Source organism: Enterococcus pingfangensis (genome assembly GCF_005405205.1).
Taxonomy (GTDB): Bacteria; Bacillota; Bacilli; order Lactobacillales; family Enterococcaceae; genus Enterococcus_A; species Enterococcus_A pingfangensis.
The window spans coordinates 103,159-118,549 of record NZ_BJDP01000008.1 but is presented as its reverse complement, the minus strand read 5'-3'; the positions used below and the strand labels follow the sequence as shown (position 1 = coordinate 118,549).

At 41.3% G+C, this 15,391-nt stretch carries 15 protein-coding genes; 1 reads left to right on the top strand and 14 read right to left on the bottom strand.

The window, feature by feature from the left end; genetic code table 11:
• Nucleotides 1-24: 24 nt before the first annotated feature.
• From FFM63_RS09900 to FFM63_RS06595, 12 genes are all read right to left on the bottom strand, one after another.
• Nucleotides 25-267, bottom strand: coding sequence for an acyltransferase family protein (locus FFM63_RS09900; RefSeq protein ID WP_281276902.1), 243 nt, complete (start codon nucleotides 265-267; stop codon nucleotides 25-27).
• A 325-nt stretch (nucleotides 268-592) separates the two neighbouring features.
• Complete coding sequence (locus tag FFM63_RS06645; protein WP_246033298.1) at nucleotides 593-991, bottom strand: S26 family signal peptidase; 399 nt, start codon at nucleotides 989-991, stop codon at nucleotides 593-595.
• A gap of 328 nt (nucleotides 992-1,319) precedes the next feature.
• Entirely contained in the window at nucleotides 1,320-2,327 is a 1,008-nt protein-coding gene (lplA, locus tag FFM63_RS06640; protein WP_137609536.1) for a lipoate--protein ligase, read from the bottom strand.
• A gap of 62 nt (nucleotides 2,328-2,389) precedes the next feature.
• On the bottom strand, nucleotides 2,390-3,127 hold the full coding sequence (locus FFM63_RS06635) for an MBL fold metallo-hydrolase (protein ID WP_137609535.1): 738 nt from the start codon (nucleotides 3,125-3,127) through the stop codon (nucleotides 2,390-2,392).
• Complete coding sequence (locus FFM63_RS06630) at nucleotides 3,124-3,897, bottom strand: DUF975 family protein (protein WP_137609534.1); 774 nt, start codon at nucleotides 3,895-3,897, stop codon at nucleotides 3,124-3,126. Before FFM63_RS06630 ends, FFM63_RS06635 begins: the two co-directional genes overlap by 4 nt.
• A gap of 41 nt (nucleotides 3,898-3,938) precedes the next feature.
• Nucleotides 3,939-5,015 (bottom strand): M42 family metallopeptidase, encoded by a 1,077-nt coding sequence (locus FFM63_RS06625; RefSeq protein ID WP_137609533.1) that lies wholly within the window; start codon nucleotides 5,013-5,015, stop codon nucleotides 3,939-3,941.
• Nucleotides 5,016-5,246: 231 nt separating this feature from the next.
• A complete protein-coding gene (locus FFM63_RS06620) occupies nucleotides 5,247-6,389 on the bottom strand; it encodes an ABC transporter permease (protein ID WP_137609532.1) in 1,143 nt (380 codons plus the stop codon).
• On the bottom strand, nucleotides 6,390-7,484 hold the full coding sequence (locus tag FFM63_RS06615; protein WP_137609531.1) for an ABC transporter permease: 1,095 nt from the start codon (nucleotides 7,482-7,484) through the stop codon (nucleotides 6,390-6,392).
• Nucleotides 7,485-7,492: 8 nt separating this feature from the next.
• The gene (locus FFM63_RS06610; protein ID WP_137609530.1) at nucleotides 7,493-8,434 is read right to left on the bottom strand and encodes an ABC transporter ATP-binding protein; all 942 of its coding nucleotides are present in this window, start codon (nucleotides 8,432-8,434) and stop codon (nucleotides 7,493-7,495) included.
• 75 nt (nucleotides 8,435-8,509) lie between these two features.
• Entirely contained in the window at nucleotides 8,510-9,649 is a 1,140-nt protein-coding gene (locus FFM63_RS06605; RefSeq protein ID WP_137609529.1) for a sensor histidine kinase, read from the bottom strand.
• The gene (locus FFM63_RS06600; protein ID WP_137609528.1) at nucleotides 9,633-10,277 is read right to left on the bottom strand and encodes a response regulator; all 645 of its coding nucleotides are present in this window, start codon (nucleotides 10,275-10,277) and stop codon (nucleotides 9,633-9,635) included. Before FFM63_RS06600 ends, FFM63_RS06605 begins: the two co-directional genes overlap by 17 nt.
• Before the next feature lie 120 nt (nucleotides 10,278-10,397).
• Nucleotides 10,398-11,072, bottom strand: a complete 675-nt coding sequence (locus FFM63_RS06595) for a MerR family transcriptional regulator (RefSeq protein WP_171000204.1) — start codon at nucleotides 11,070-11,072, stop codon at nucleotides 10,398-10,400.
• A gap of 148 nt (nucleotides 11,073-11,220) precedes the next feature.
• Here FFM63_RS06595 and FFM63_RS06590 point away from each other — a divergent pair, with 148 nt between their 5' ends.
• Nucleotides 11,221-13,653, top strand: a complete 2,433-nt coding sequence (locus FFM63_RS06590; RefSeq protein WP_137609526.1) for an ATP-binding cassette domain-containing protein — start codon at nucleotides 11,221-11,223, stop codon at nucleotides 13,651-13,653.
• A 49-nt stretch (nucleotides 13,654-13,702) separates the two neighbouring features.
• Here the strand turns inward: FFM63_RS06590 and FFM63_RS06585 are convergent, their stop codons facing one another.
• Both FFM63_RS06585 and FFM63_RS06580 read right to left on the bottom strand, forming a co-directional pair.
• Nucleotides 13,703-14,473: an ABC transporter permease gene (locus FFM63_RS06585; RefSeq protein WP_137609525.1), complete on the bottom strand. Its 771-nt coding sequence runs from the start codon at nucleotides 14,471-14,473 to the stop codon at nucleotides 13,703-13,705.
• Entirely contained in the window at nucleotides 14,470-15,390 is a 921-nt protein-coding gene (locus FFM63_RS06580; RefSeq protein WP_246033297.1) for an ABC transporter ATP-binding protein, read from the bottom strand. Before FFM63_RS06580 ends, FFM63_RS06585 begins: the two co-directional genes overlap by 4 nt.
• Nucleotide 15,391: the final 1 nt, after the last annotated feature.

The window sequence follows — 15,391 nt, the reverse complement described above, 5'->3', positions numbered from 1 at the left end:
AAATCCATCCTCTCGTAGATAAGTTTAATTTATTTCTGTCTCTACGAAAAGTTGTCTAAGATTTGATACTAACACCAAAACTTTCCTCAAGTTTACATTTTTTGAAAATACTCCATTTAAAAAAATAAAGGCGGGCATATGGAATGAATAAATTAGTGTTAACAGCCAATTGTTCTCTTTTGAGCTTGCTAAAAGCATGTGACCAAAAACCACTAAAATAATCAATAAACCCTTTATGTTATCAATTTGATAATCTCTGGATTTCAATTTTACTCCCCTATTCAAAACAAAATTACTATACTTAATTTAAATCAATACAGAATAATGCTGTATTAACTAAAGATATAGCAAAATATATATTTATTCAATGGAGTATTTATATATATGTATGCCACTCTTCCGCTTTAATCTTGTCTTTGAAGGTATTAAATCTATCAAGATGTCTTTATCCCCCTATCGTTTCTAAAAAACACCAGTTATATAAAAGGTAAAAAAAACTGCCCAAAATCTTAACAGCCTCCAGATAAAAATGGCGCTCTTCAGCCGACGCATTTTTGGGGAAACTCGGCAATAATTAGACTAGTTTTAAGTATCATTTCAGATCCGCTAAAAATCCTATATATGGCAAATAAAAATGTGGAGCACCAATCAAATTGCGTTTATGGACCAAACCCATCTCCGCTTTATCTGCATTGTCACCTTTAACAAAGTATCCTTCGATTTTATTGTCGACGGCTAACACCCGCCGTGTTTTGATTTCTTCTCCTTGATTCGTATAATAAGTGATCGTGTCGCCAACATGGATTGGTTCTGAAATATCCTTTACAAAAACCAGTCCTCCTTCACGATATTCCGGCGCCATTTTATTGTCTGAAATTGCGTAAGGCGTCACATCCAGCACTTTAGGAATAACAATCATCAGTACAGCTAATAAGAACAGACAAAACAGCAAAACAACACTAACTATTGTTATTTTTCTATTTTTTGGCATTCTCTTTCGCCTCCCTAAAAAAGAAAATCTCTTCCTCTCTATCATATCATATCATATTACCCAAAAAATTCTATTTTTTAATTGATTATTGAATAATTTTTGTGGTTTTTTTAAAAAAAAGACTTAAAATATTATAATTTATACTATATCCCTCGATCAAAAAAAGGAAATTACGTAATAAACTAAATCCATTTTTCATAATAACAGTTATTTTAACAACATTCCGCCAGTTGCTTTGAACAAGAAATCGAACGTCCTTTAAATTAACAGTCGCCATGGCTTTTTCAAAAGTATGAAAAAAAGCTGCGGCTTTTGCCGCAGCTTGATTTTAATAAATCAATTCTAAAAATTCTTCTTTTGTGATATTTCCAAAGTAATGGGTTAGATCGATTTGATCAATACTATCCGCTAATGCTTGTTTTTCGTAGCGCGTGCCAATCAATCGGTTTTCTACGTCCTTGATCTCGCCTAGACCGAAAAAGTCGCCAAAAACTTTCGCTTTTTCAATCTCACCGTTAACGACCGATAAACGTACTTCGATCGAACCGATTGGGAAACGTTTTTGACGTTCCAAGTTGAATTCTGGAGAACGACCATAGTTCCAATCCCAATTTTTGTAATACTCCTCTGAGATTTGATTGATGACTTTCCAATCTGCTTCATTCAATTCATGTGTCTTAACTTGATCGACACTATCGACACCAAAGATCTGCAACAGGATCGCTTGACGGAATTCTTCAGTCGTCATAGTTTGTTTTTCAGCTGGCAAGTAGTCTTTGATATTCGTCACCCGTGAACGAATCGATTTGATTCCTTTTGATTCGATTTTGTCTTTTTTCACTTTTAACGCATTGACGACTTCATCGATATCGCTGTCAAACATCAATGTTCCGTGAGCGAACATCCGACCGTTTGTTGAATACATCGCATTGCCTGAGAACTTTTTATCGTCGATCACTAGGTCATTGCGGCCTTTTAATTGTGCACCTTCGATTCCTAATTTATGAAGTGCTTCAACGATTGGTTCTGTTAATTTTTTGAAGTCTCTAAAAGAGTTGCCGTCATCGGGCATGATGAAGCTAAAGTTCAAGTTTCCGATATCATGATACACAGCTCCGCCGCCGCTCAAACGCCGAACAACGTGGATACCGTTTTCATCTACATATTCTTTATTGATCTCTTCGATCGTATTTTGATTACGGCCGATAATAATAGAAGGTTCATTTATATAGAAAAGTAAAATTGGTTCATCTAAAGGCATATTTTGTAATAGATAGGTCTCGATAGCAAGATTTACTCGTGGATCGCGTTCTTCGTCATTTGGTACGTATAGCATAATTCCAACTCCTTCTTACTCTCTAATGAAATAATTCTTTTATCATTCTAGCGCTTCTTTTCTCAAATTTCAAAAATTTTATGCGGCGCTGCCAATTCAACAGGAATCCCCTCGCTGGCAGCGGCAGCTTGCCGGCGTAATTCTGCTAAGTCGCCGTGTTGCGGCAAATGAGTCAGCACCAATTTTTTGACTGCGGCATTTTTTGCAAAAGTTCCCGCTTCTCCTGCAGTAAAGTGTGCTTTATGACGTTCATTGCCGTCAAATAAATACGTATCTGCTAAAAATAGATCGGCTTCTTTAGCAAACTCATTGAAAGATTCTAAGTAACCGGAATCGCCGGTAAAGACGAAGACTGCTCCCGTCTTCTCTTCAACAAATCGCATCGCATAACACGGTACAGGATGGATCGTTTTCATAAAAGTGATCAAAAACGGCCCAATTTTTAATTCTTCTGCTTCAAAATATGCATGTCCTTCCGTCACACCTTCCATCGTCAAATCATTAAAATGAAACTCATCTTCTGTATGACCATAGATCGGTAAGATTGGTTTAGGTGTTTGTGTTGGATAAAGCTGCCAATAATATTGCAATACCCCAAGATCGGCAATGTGATCGTGATGATAATGCGTTAAAATCACTGCATCCAAAGCTAACGGATCAAGTTCTTTTTCCAATTCCACCAGTGTTGAACTGCCGGCATCTAATAAAAGATTGAATCCCTCCGACTGCAGCAAATAACTAGTCGTTCCTTGACCATTATAAGGATAGGCACCTAAACAACCGAGAACTGTTAATTTCATGCTAATTCCTCCTGATCGATTTTTTCTTTTAAAGCTTGGTCATAAAAAGCGGCACTCGCAGTATTCACATAGACTGCGACAAACAGCAGCCCGACAAACAAAGCGACGAACCCTAAAATATACCAGCCGATAAATGACAGTTGCAATAAAATATATTTGCCCCAACGATCACTCAGCAGTGACCAAGCACGCTTGATCGACTGTCCAACGCTTAAATCGGGATCGTCAAATTTTACCCAAACGGCAAATCTAAAAATAATGCTGATGATCGTCGTTACCAATAAGAAGACAATCAATAATATAAAATACAAGGCAAACGAACCAACGCTAAGTAGCGTACTCATATTGTCGACATTCGTCACACCGCCAGAAGCGATAAGAGACAAGTAAACACCGCTTCCTGCTTGTAACAGTAGCGGTAAGAAAAAGAGTGCCGCTAAAGCGTATTGCACGATTTGTGCGAGGATGTTAATCAACATCAATGGTACGTAATAACCTTTTTGAAAAACGATAAAAATTTGTCCCAACTCCGCTCTGCCGCCGCGTACTACATATAAACTAATGTAGTAAAGGGCGTAGCTAAACGCGAATAAGACAAAAATATTCAATAAAAATGAACCGCCGAGTTGGGCCTTTTCACTGTTGAAAACTCCCGTGACACTGCCGATGGCTCCGGTCAATAAACCGAGGATCACGATCAGCCCGACATTGATTCCCCATTGACCATTCAAACGATTTTTAGCGAGTTGACGATAGTCACTTAGACGCATAAAGACACTCCTTTGCAAGAAAAAAATTTCTCGCGCTTCTTTTAATAATTTTTCAGTTCTCCGACTGTATCGTAATCTAAGCGAGCCACAACTTCGGTGACTAATTTGACTGTATTGAAATAATCTTCTTCATGGATGATGGATGTGTGCGAATGCAAATAACGAACTGGTACGGTGATCGCTAACGAAGGCACTCCGTCACGTGTCAAATGCATTTGGCCAGCATCGGTTCCACCGCCGACAATTACCGTATATTGGAACGGAATCTCCAATTCTTCCGCTACATCGATAACAAAATCTAATAATTTTTTATGCGGCACCATCGATGCGTCATAGATCAATATTTGAGGACCTTTGCCTAAGACGGAGTCTGCTTCTTTAGGAGTCATCCCTGGCGTATCACCAGCAGTTCCGGTATCTAATGCAAACGCGACGTCTGGATTGACGATATGCGAACTTGTCCGTGCCCCGCGCAAGCCGACTTCTTCTTGCACATCACTGCCGGCAAACAACACATTGTGGTGTTCACGTTTTGCTAAATTTTCTAAAACGCGCAACGCTACCGCTGTGCCGATCCGATTGTCCCACGCTTTTGCCAGTAAAAATTTTGAATCATTCATCCGTTGATATTGGATATATGGCGTCACCATGTCGCCAGGCCGAATGCCCCAGTCTTTTGCTTCTTCAGCACTCATTGCACCGATATCAATGAACATGTCTTTAATCTCAAATGGTTTTTTGCGCGCTTCTGGTGTCAGTACATGGGGCGGTTTTGAACCGATGACACCATGGATGATCTTGCCTTTGCGTGTTTTAATCTCAACTTGTTGTGCCAACATCACTTGGTTCCACCAGCCGCCGATCGTTTGGAATTCTAGAAACCCTTTTTCCGTGATCTTTGTGACCATAAAACCAACTTCATCTAAATGACCAGAAATAAAAATTTTTGGTCCGCCGCTGCCTTGTTTTGCGATCACACTACCTAACCCATCAAAAAAAATATCGTCAGCAAATTCCTTCGCATAATTTTTGAATACCGTTCTGACTTCTTCTTCATTGCCTGCGATCCCTCGCGCTGAAGTCAAGTCGATCAATAACCGTTCTTCTTTTTTTTCCACGCTTGCTCCTCCTGTTTCGTGTTGCCTGAATGTACTGCTTAACTTAAATCTCCATAAAAAAAGAATCCGCTGCTAAAAAACAGCTAGCTTTTTTCCATAAACTCAGTATACCATTGTCAAAAAAATCTGCGTAGTATGTTACTGCGCCGGACTGAATACTTGAACAGTAAAAAACGCCGTTACAACTGCACGGCGTTTTTTGGTCTATTCAATTTGAATGATTTTCTTATGTTAGTCAAATACTTCCAAATTTTTCTTTTTCATGAATCCATAAGCGGAGATACTGAAGAACAGCAACAAGAACGCCGCTAAAACGACAAAATTGATCAAGATATTGGCATCACCGTTGTTTTGCAATTGTTTGATGCCGTCTAAAACCCAATATTGCGGTGTGATCCGCGCAACCTGCTTCATAAAGTCCGGCATGATCTCATTAGGGATCAACGCACCTGAAATCAAGCTGGTGATCGTAAAGAGGATACTTTGCACTCCTGAAGCAAAGGATTGGCTTGGCGAATTGATCCCGATCGCGATCGACCAAGCAACTGCCACTAAGCCAAACGCTGCCAGCATACCGATCAGCTGAAATGCCGCCAAACCGATATTGATGTGAAAGGCCAGCGTCATCAAACCGACTGTAAACACGACTTCAAAGACCATTGCCAAAAAGGCAAAGACAGCCGTTCCGACAAAATAAGCATTTTTTGAAACAGGCGTCGTCATCAAGCGATGATAAATTTTATTCCGCCGTTCATTTTGGATCGAATTCGCGCCAAAATTTCCTGATTGATAAAGCAGCATCAGTAGCATAAAACCTAAAATCTGCAATGTCATCTCTTGGCTGACCGTATCTTTTTTAAAGGAATGAAAGCGAATCGGCGTGTTCTCCTTCGCAAAATCAAACGCAGTCTCTTCGCTGCTGACCGCTGCAAAACCTGCAATCGTCTGGACTTCATTGTAGACAGTTTTTGCCGTTGCTTTCAACGCGTCGATCGCTTCACCCGCTTGAAACGAGCGGAATGAAATTTTTGCCAATTCCTCATTACGGATTTTTTCTGAGAAATTTTCCGGTAAGATCACCGTTGCTGTGATTTGCTGATCTGCCATCGCTTTGTCTGCCAGTTTCTGGCTTTTAAGTTCTTTTACTTGCACCCGTTTATCAAATTCATCGATAAAATATTGACTATAAGTCGACTGATCATGATCAACGATCCCGATACTCAAAGTATTGTTCGAGCCTGTACCTGAAGAATTGTAGATAAACAGATACATCACAATGCTCAACAAAGGCACACCCAGCAAAAATAAAACTTGCAAGGGATGGCTTTTCCAAATGATGAATCGCTCACGAATGATCCATAAGATATCTCTCATTTAGAATTCCTCCCTACGATTTAATACTATCGACATACTAATGAATATCAAGACCGCAAACGTTAAATTTAAAACAATCCCCCGCCATTGCAGCGGATTGTTCGTCCATAAAGCTTCTCGAATCGGTCCCATTACCCAACCCATTGGTGAAAAATTCATCATTCCTTCACTGACGGGAAAATAACCGCCGCCTAAAAAAGCGACTACTTGGATGATGATCTGAGTAAGACCTCTACCGACTTCCTTGCCGACAGTTTCTAAAAAGGCACCTAATGCTAAAAATAAAATCATTAGAGAAGACAAATTGAGAAATGAGAAGCCAAACTGTTGCTGCCAGGGGACATCAAAGATAGTTTGCGTGATCAGCATCAAGACAAAGACTGCACAAAAGCCCAGCAGCATATGACCCGTAAACGTGGAATTAATGATTTCCTGCCGGCTGGCCGGACTGACCGCTTCTCGCTGCAATGTTTTGTGATGTCGGCTGCGACCGAACATCTCTAAGCCGTTTTCCGCCATAAATAAAATGAACAATGCGATCATCGCGACGGAGTAATATTGATAAGAAGTCGCCGGCTTTTTCAAATTGCTTTGATCTACGACAAGTATTTTATCCAACTCCTCAGACGTTCCAAAAATTTCCTCGGGTGCTTGACCAAAACGCTGAGCGCCTTCTAATCGATGGATCGTTTGGAACAACTCGACTAAGTAGCTCTTCAACAAGGTAAATTGAATGTCAGACAATTCATTCATTTGGACATCGATGTCTTTACCGATCGAAAGATACACATCTGCCTGCTGTTTTTTCAAAGCTTGGAGCGCCTGTTCTTCATCTGCACTAGCTTTAAAAACTAATTTTGGTGCCGAAAATTCTTTTAAGACTGTTTCAAATTGCGCCGATTTTTTTTCATCGGTGGCAACATAGCGAACCTGAATTGGATCGATCTTGTTTTCGATCTCGGATGTGCCGAATGCGCCTTGCAAGATCGAACCTAAAATTAGCATCAACGCTAATGGAAACAGCAGAAAATAAATATAGGTAGATTTGTCGCGGATTTGTTGAACAAAGGCGCGCATAATAATTGTTCGATTCATCATTTCACCTACTTATCTCTCAACTTGCGACCAGTCAGATTCAAAAAGACCGTCTCCAAATCGATCCGCTGCTGATCAACACTGTCTACTTCGACCCCTTGTTTGATCAACTGCATCAACAGATGATTCAACGCATTGCTTTCAACAGACACGGTGACGATCAACTGCTGGTCTTGCAAACTCGCCTGAATTACGCCTGCCTGCTGTTCCAGTTCAGATAACACGACTGCTTCCGGGTTTGCGACAGTGATCCAAATATTTTTTTGATCCGTTACGAGATTAACTAGTTCTGCTTCAGTCCCTGCCGCAATAACCTTGCCATGATCGATGATAACGATCGTATCGGCTAAGCGCTCAACTTCTTCCATATAATGACTCGTATAGATCAGCGATTTGCCTTCCTGCCGCATTTTTTCGATTGTTTCCATAATATAGTTTCGTGATTGCGGATCGATCCCCACCGTCGGCTCATCCATGATAACTAGTTCAGGACCATGGACGATCGCCATTGCAATATTCAAGCGCCGTTGCATCCCGCCTGAAAAAGTTGCCGGTTTAGCCTTGCGATATTCCAAAAGACCCACAACACGCAATGCTTGCTCGGTCGCTTCCTTTAATTTTTGTCCCCGCAAACCGTAAAGTCCGCCGAAATAACGAACATTTTCCTCCGCACTCAGATCATAATACAGCGCCAATTCTTGCGGGACGACTCCAACTTTTTTACGCAATTCCCGATTTTTTTCAGAAACAGATTTGTCAAACAGCTTGATTTCTCCCGATGTTTTTCGCAGCAAACCGGTGATCATATTGATCGTCGTTGATTTACCGGCACCATTTGGTCCTAGTAACCCTAAAATCGTCCCTCTTGTCACTGTAAAATTCACGTCATCAACTGCGATATGCGTGCCAAATTTTTTTGTTACTTGTGTAAGTTCCACGATACGTTCCATAGTTGCTCCCTCCAACTCTTCTTGCTCTAAGCATACCCAAAAAAAAGAAACTACGACAGTGTAGTTTCTCATCAATTAGCCATGAGATTTCTCATGTTTTTCTTCTGTTTTGATCGGGAGAATCGTCGTAACGGTGAATCCGCGCGTAGTATCGATCACTAATTGCCCAGAGAGCATCGCTGTCCGCTCTTCCATGCCTAGAATCCCTAAGCCTTTTTTATAACTCTTGGTCTCTTTGCCGTTGTTGCTGACTTCAAAACGCAAAAAACCTTTGAATACGTGCAAATGAACGGTCACTTCAGAAGCTTCTGCATACTTCAATGTATTGGTCAGACTTTCTTTTAAATTTCCCAGCAGTACTTGCCATTGAAAACTGCTCAGCTGATCGACTTTACCGAAATACTGAAAAGACGTCTTGATTTGATACTGATCTGTAAATCGCTGCAGTTCCGTCTTGATTCGATTCAAGTTCAGCGTTTCTTGCATCGGCGCTTCTGAATGTAGAATTTTTCGAATATCATCGATTCCTTCTCGCGTCGCAGCAATCGCTTGATCCAATAATTTTTCTGCCTGTTCCGCATCTTTTTGATAGACTGATTTTGCCGCTTCCATCTGAATCAGACCGCCAGATAACTTATGCCCCAATTCATCATGGATCTCATGAATCAATCGTTGGCGTTCCGACAAAATCGCTTCCTTTTCTCTTGCTTCGCTGTTCATGATACTTTGTTCAAACAAACTAGCCAATCGATTGCGCTCTACTCGCAGCATATCAGAAGAATCATTAAGCCCACGTTTTTCTTGTGACAAGTTTGCGACTGTTGCGGAAACAAAGAAAACAAAAAGGATCCAAAGCAAGCTGCTGATCCTCATAGCCGAATTTGGCAGATGGATTGCATAAAACAACAACAGTCCGCCTCCGCCAAGCAGTATCGGCCCGCGATAATTTTTCAGTACTAAAAAATTTGTAATTGTTCCCGGCAAAAGATAAAAGGCCCATGGCTGAAAGAACGAGACAACTGAAACACTCATCAACTGAAGCGTTAAAAAAACAAGGCGGTATTTTTGAAAACTGGCACTTAGCATTAACAAACTCAGCCATACTAAAAGTAAAATCACAGCCACTGTCAAAATAGGCTGCTGCTGCACAAAAAGTAAAACCAGAACACTGCCGGCAGTCAACACGCTGAAAATAAGATTAAAACGTTGCATCATGATCTCCTGCTTTACCGGTCAAATAATAAATAGCGACTTGCGTGCGATGTTCCAACTCCAACTTGTGGAGGATCGTCGATAAACTATTATTGACCGTTCCTTCTGTCAAATACAGTTGCGTTGCAATCTGCTTATTACTCAGACCAGCTGCCACTAGCCGTGTGATTTCAACTTCGCGTGGCGTCAAACTAGTCAGATCCGCCGTTTTCTGCGCGGGATTAAGCCCTTGCTTAGCTTTTGCCAATACATCTTGTGAGAGAATGCTTTGTCCTTTCATCACGCTGCGAATCGCTTGGATCAATTGTTGCGGTTCAGTATTTTTCAATAGATAGCCGACTGCGCCATTTTTGATTCCTTCAACGATGTACTCATCTTCATCAAACGTCGTTAAAATGATGACTTTAGTGTCCGTCGTTTCGGTAATCTGTTCGGTCGCCTCGACTCCGCTCATCCCCGGCATGCGTACATCCATCAAAACAACATCAATCGACTGCTGTTGACAAATCCTTACCGCTTCCTCACCGCGATCGACACACTCGACCACAGTAAAATCTGCTTCGACACCTAATAAAACAGCCAATCCGCCAGTAATCAATTCGCTGTCGTCTACCAATAATAGTTTGATCATGGCTTTTTCCCCATCTTCATTTTTCTTTCATTGTAGCGAAGTCCAATCAATTTGCCAACTAACAGTCAGCGGGTCGCCACACTTTCTATTCTATCACTACTGTTGCTCATCAAAAAAATGTCAACTTCCCTTTAACATCGCGCAATAGCTCATGAAGGCGGCGATCCCTTCCAACTGTTTTGCCAATTTTTCATCGATCTTAGCTTTGGTTTCTAAAAAGTGGTGTTTTAATTTTTGGATTGTTTCCGGTTCTTTATTTGCCAATAATTTTTTGATTTCTTCAATGGCATAGATCGTCTTTCGCAATGACGTGATGATCAGCGTTTTTTTGATTTCTTTTTCTTCATAATACCGATAGCCGTTTCCCTCGCGCTGGCTAATGATCAAACCGCGTTCCTCCCAATAACGGATCGCTGAAGTCTCCACTTGAGCTAGCTTTGCCAATTCACCGATCCGCAGACGCTGCTGCTTCAAATGTTCTTGCGGGAGAGAGAGGATAAATGTCCGATTTTGCTGCAAGATTTCTTCATCTGCTACCAATTGTTTTTGAGCTTGCGCGATCAGCCAATAACTTTGGGAGAATTCTCCTGCTTTTGCCAGCCGCATCAATTCATAAGCCGTTGCAATCTCAAAACCTTGCAGCAATTTGCGAATCGTCAAAAAAGCCTGCCTATGGATTTCTTGATACCTTCGCTGTCCGCCAGCTGTTTTTCTAACTTCCGGCAACAGACCAAAATTTTCATAACGTTTCAACGTCGTATCACTGACCTTGATCAGTGCCGTCATCTGCTTCATCGTATATTCCATCCGTTTCACAACCTTCAAGTAATAGTTTCAAGACCTTCGTCTGATTTTAGCGAATATCTTCTTGATTTCATAGTATTTGTTCGAAAAAAACTAGAAGATTGCTTCAATCTAGTACACTGGAAATGAGGTGAAGAAAATGAAGATTGAAATTCGGAATGCCTATGAAAAAAATCTCAAACATATTGATGTTGATATTCCTAGAAATAAATTTGTTGTGATCACCGGTCTTTCCGGCTCAGGGAAAACCACGCTCGTCAAAGATACCCTCTATATGGAAGCACAACGTCAATATTTGGAAGCCATGAATTTTCAAGGAATCCAAAAACCCAAAGTCGATGCCATCCACCATTTATCGCCGGCGATTTTGATTGATCAAGAAGATCGCAACGATAATCCCCGCTCCACACTGGGCACACAAACCGATCTTTTTACCGATCTGCGGATGATCTTTGAAAAGCTCCATACGCGCAAATGTCCGGCTTGTCATCAGCTGATTACTGCTAGCGAAGCAAAAGAAACGACGGAAAAAAAAGACGGACAATTTATGGTCTTTATGGATTGCCCCAACTGCGGCCACCAGATGGACAAACTGACCCGCTCTCACTTTTCCTTCAACACAAAAACAGGCGCTTGTCTCACTTGTCATGGATTAGGCAAAACATTGGCGATCAAAGAAGAGGTCTTGTACGATCCGCAAAAATCGCTGGAAGAAGGCGCTGTTACGATGTGGCCTGCTAATTACAGTACCTATCAAGCAGATATTTATTACAAATTATTAGCCTTTTTAAAACTACCAATCCCTAAAAATCTGCCTTTAAAAGATTACTCAGCCGAACAATGGGCCTTGTTAAAAGAAGGCACCAGCCATAAAAAATTAGTGGAAAATATTGTTTTGCCAAAGAAAGTGCAAGACGGTCGCTTTGATGGCGTAGAAACAAAAATTTGGCAAAAAATATCAGAAAGTAAAGGTGTACCAACGACACTGGCACCTTATATTGGTGAAACGCTCTGTCTTTCTTGTCAGGGAGAGAAATTAAATCCTGAAAGTCGTGCTGCCGCTGTTTTTGGTCAACATTTACCAATCATCGAAACTTGGGATTTGACCCAGCTGATGGATTGGCTGCACACCCTTGATGCCGCAATGTCTGAACGTCAACAGCAAATGGTCCAAAATTATATCGCGGACATGCTGACAAAAATCCAACGAATCCAGCAAGTTGGTTTGGCATATCTCTCGTTGGACCGACCTTACACAACGTTATCCGGTGGCGAAGTTCAGCGGATCAAGCTAGCTGCGGTTTTAGCTTCGCCCATGACAGAATTGATTTATCTGTTGGATGAACCAACGATCGGTCTGCACACCGCCGATACTCAAGGCGTGATCGAAATGATCAAAAAAATTCGTGACCGGCGCAACACAGTGGTAGTCATCGAACACGATGATGCGGTGATCCAACAAGCCGACTGGATCATTGAGATTGGACCAAAATCTGGTGAAAAAGGCGGCGAGATTTTATTTACTGGCACTTATCAAGAGTTGATGAACAATCCAGACTCGCTGACTTACCAAGCACAACAAAGCCGCTACCAACAAGACAGTCGACAGCGCTCTGTTGATATGGCCGCTTTGACTGTCACCAATGCTCATGGCAATAACTTGAAAAATACTTCGTTGACATTGCCGGCAAATAGTTTGAGCGTGGTCACTGGTGTTTCCGGCGCGGGAAAATCTAGTTTAGTCTTCGGCGAAATCGCAGAAACTAACTTGAAAAATACCACTGCGATTCATTGGGACACGGCATTTCGACAATTGGTCACGATCAGCCAAAAACGTCCCACCCGTAATCGCCGTTCGATCATTGCGACCTATTTAGATCTTTTCGATAAAATTCGTGGACTCTTTGCTAAAGAAGCGAAAAAAGGCGGCAAAACATTTAAATCTGGCGACTTCTCCTTTAATTCCGGCAATGGGCGCTGTCCAAATTGCCAAGGCTTAGGCACGATAGAAAACAATCAGCTGTTTTTCCAAAATGTCGAAGTTACTTGTCCTGAATGTCACGGCACTCGCTACCGAGAAGAAATTTTAGCGATAAAAATCGCGGATGCATCGATCGATGATGTCTTGATGATGGATGTAGCCACTGCTGAAACCTTTTTGACAAAACATGGGTTGAATACTAAACCGTTACAACTTTTGGCAAAAACCAATCTTGATTATGTGACACTTGGACAATCCACCGATACCCTTTCCGGCGGTGAGATGCAGCGCCTGCGCTTAGCGGCAACCATTGCAAAAGAAAAACAAAACAACAATTTATTTTTGATGGACGAACCAACAACTGGAATGCACAAAATCGATGTTTACCATTTTATGACTCTGATCCAACAATTGATTGATGAAGGCAATACATTTATTTTCATCGAACACAATTTAGACGTGATCCGGCAAGCTGATTATCTGGTTGAATTAGGACCAGTTGGAGGCAAAGAAGGCGGGCATTTGCTTTTCAGCGGAACGATTCAAGAGTTTTTGACAAGTACTACAAAAACAGCCAGTTACTTAAACTAAAGCAAAACAGCGATCCCACTATTTACGGGACCGCTGTTTTTATACTATTTTAAAAGACTCTTTGGTATTTCCGATAAGAAAGGACTCCGAAAACTACGACTAGAGCAACTAACCAACCAAAGGCTTGCATTAAGTCACCATTGCTTAGGTTCGTTTCCATCAATAGACCCCGAGCCGCTTCTACGATTGGTGTCATCGGTTGATGATCCGCAAAGATTTCGATCGGTTTTGCCATTCCATTTGTTGGAACGAAAGCTGAACTGACAAACAACAGCATCAGTAGCAAGTAAGAAAAACTGCTGGCGCTTTCCCAACTTTTAGCTGAAATCGAAAAGGGAATGGAAACCATCGTCATCGCAAAAGCAAACAAAATCGAAAGCAGCAAGAAGATGAAGAAATTACCAACTGAAAGCTCTGGACGAAAGCCCATAATCATTCCCACAACAAAAGTAGTCAATTCAGACAACAGCATGAAAATTACAGAGGCAACGATATGAGAGCCAAGAACGATCCAACGTTTGATTGGCAAAGTATGCAGTCGATCTAAAAAGCCGCTGGTTTTATCCATGTTGATCCGCATGGAAGTATACGCTGAACCCATGGTCATGGTAATCAACATAAATCCTGGCAAGGCATAGTTCAAATAATCCACCGTATTGGTTTCTGTTCCATTTAAACTGATACTGCCGCCAAATACATAGACAAAAAACAGCAACATAAAAATTGGTGTCCCAAAAACGGTGATCAAAGTATCAGTATTCGTTAGGTTTTGTTTTAAGATCCGCTTTGTTAAAGCGGTCAATTGAGTAAAAGTTTTCATTTGTTTTGCTCCTTTGTAATCATTAAGAATATCGTTTCTAAACTGACTTCTTCTGCTTTGAGTGCCACGATCGTCAATTGGTTGGCAACAAATAATTCAAGTGTCTGCTGTTGATCTTCATCATCGATGATCAGTCCTTCGGTATCTTCAAATGAGATTCCTGCTTGAGCCAACAAAGCTTTTCCTTGTTCATGCTGCTCCGTTTCAAGTGTAACCTTGACCTTTTTATTAGTATTTTTCTTCAATTCTGCTGGTGTGCCGGTCAGTACGATCTCGCCTTTGTGCAAGAAAGAAATGTGGTCTGACAGACGATCTGCTTCATCCAAATATTGCGTGGTCAAAAAAATTGTTTTGCCGGCATCGCTGATTTCACGAATGATACGCCAAATCTCCAAACGATTTTTTGAATCGACACCTGTCGTGGGTTCATCTAGAAAAAGGATCTCCGGATCACCAACTAAAGACATCGCGATATCTAAGCGTCGGCGCATCCCGCCGGAATACTCTGCTACTCGCCGATCGATAAATTCTTCCAATCCAAGACGTTTGGCCAATTGCTGAATCTCAGCCTTTTCATTTTTCACGCCGCGCAAACGAGCAATCAGCCGTAAATTCTCATAGCCGCTAAAAAACATATCCACCGTCGCTTCTTGGGAGTTTAAACTAATCAGCTCTCGTACTTCATTCGGCTGTTTAATAACGGATCGACCAGCAATTGTGATTTCGCCGCTATCTGGTTGTAAAAGAGTCGTCATCATTTTGATCAACGTCGTTTTACCAGCGCCATTTTCTCCTAATAAGGTGTAGATTTCGCCTTTTTGGATCGTCATAGAAATATCTTTTAAGACGCTGACCTTGCCAAATTGTTTTTTTGCATGGTCAATCGTGATCATTGGTTTTGTCTGAAATGTATTCATT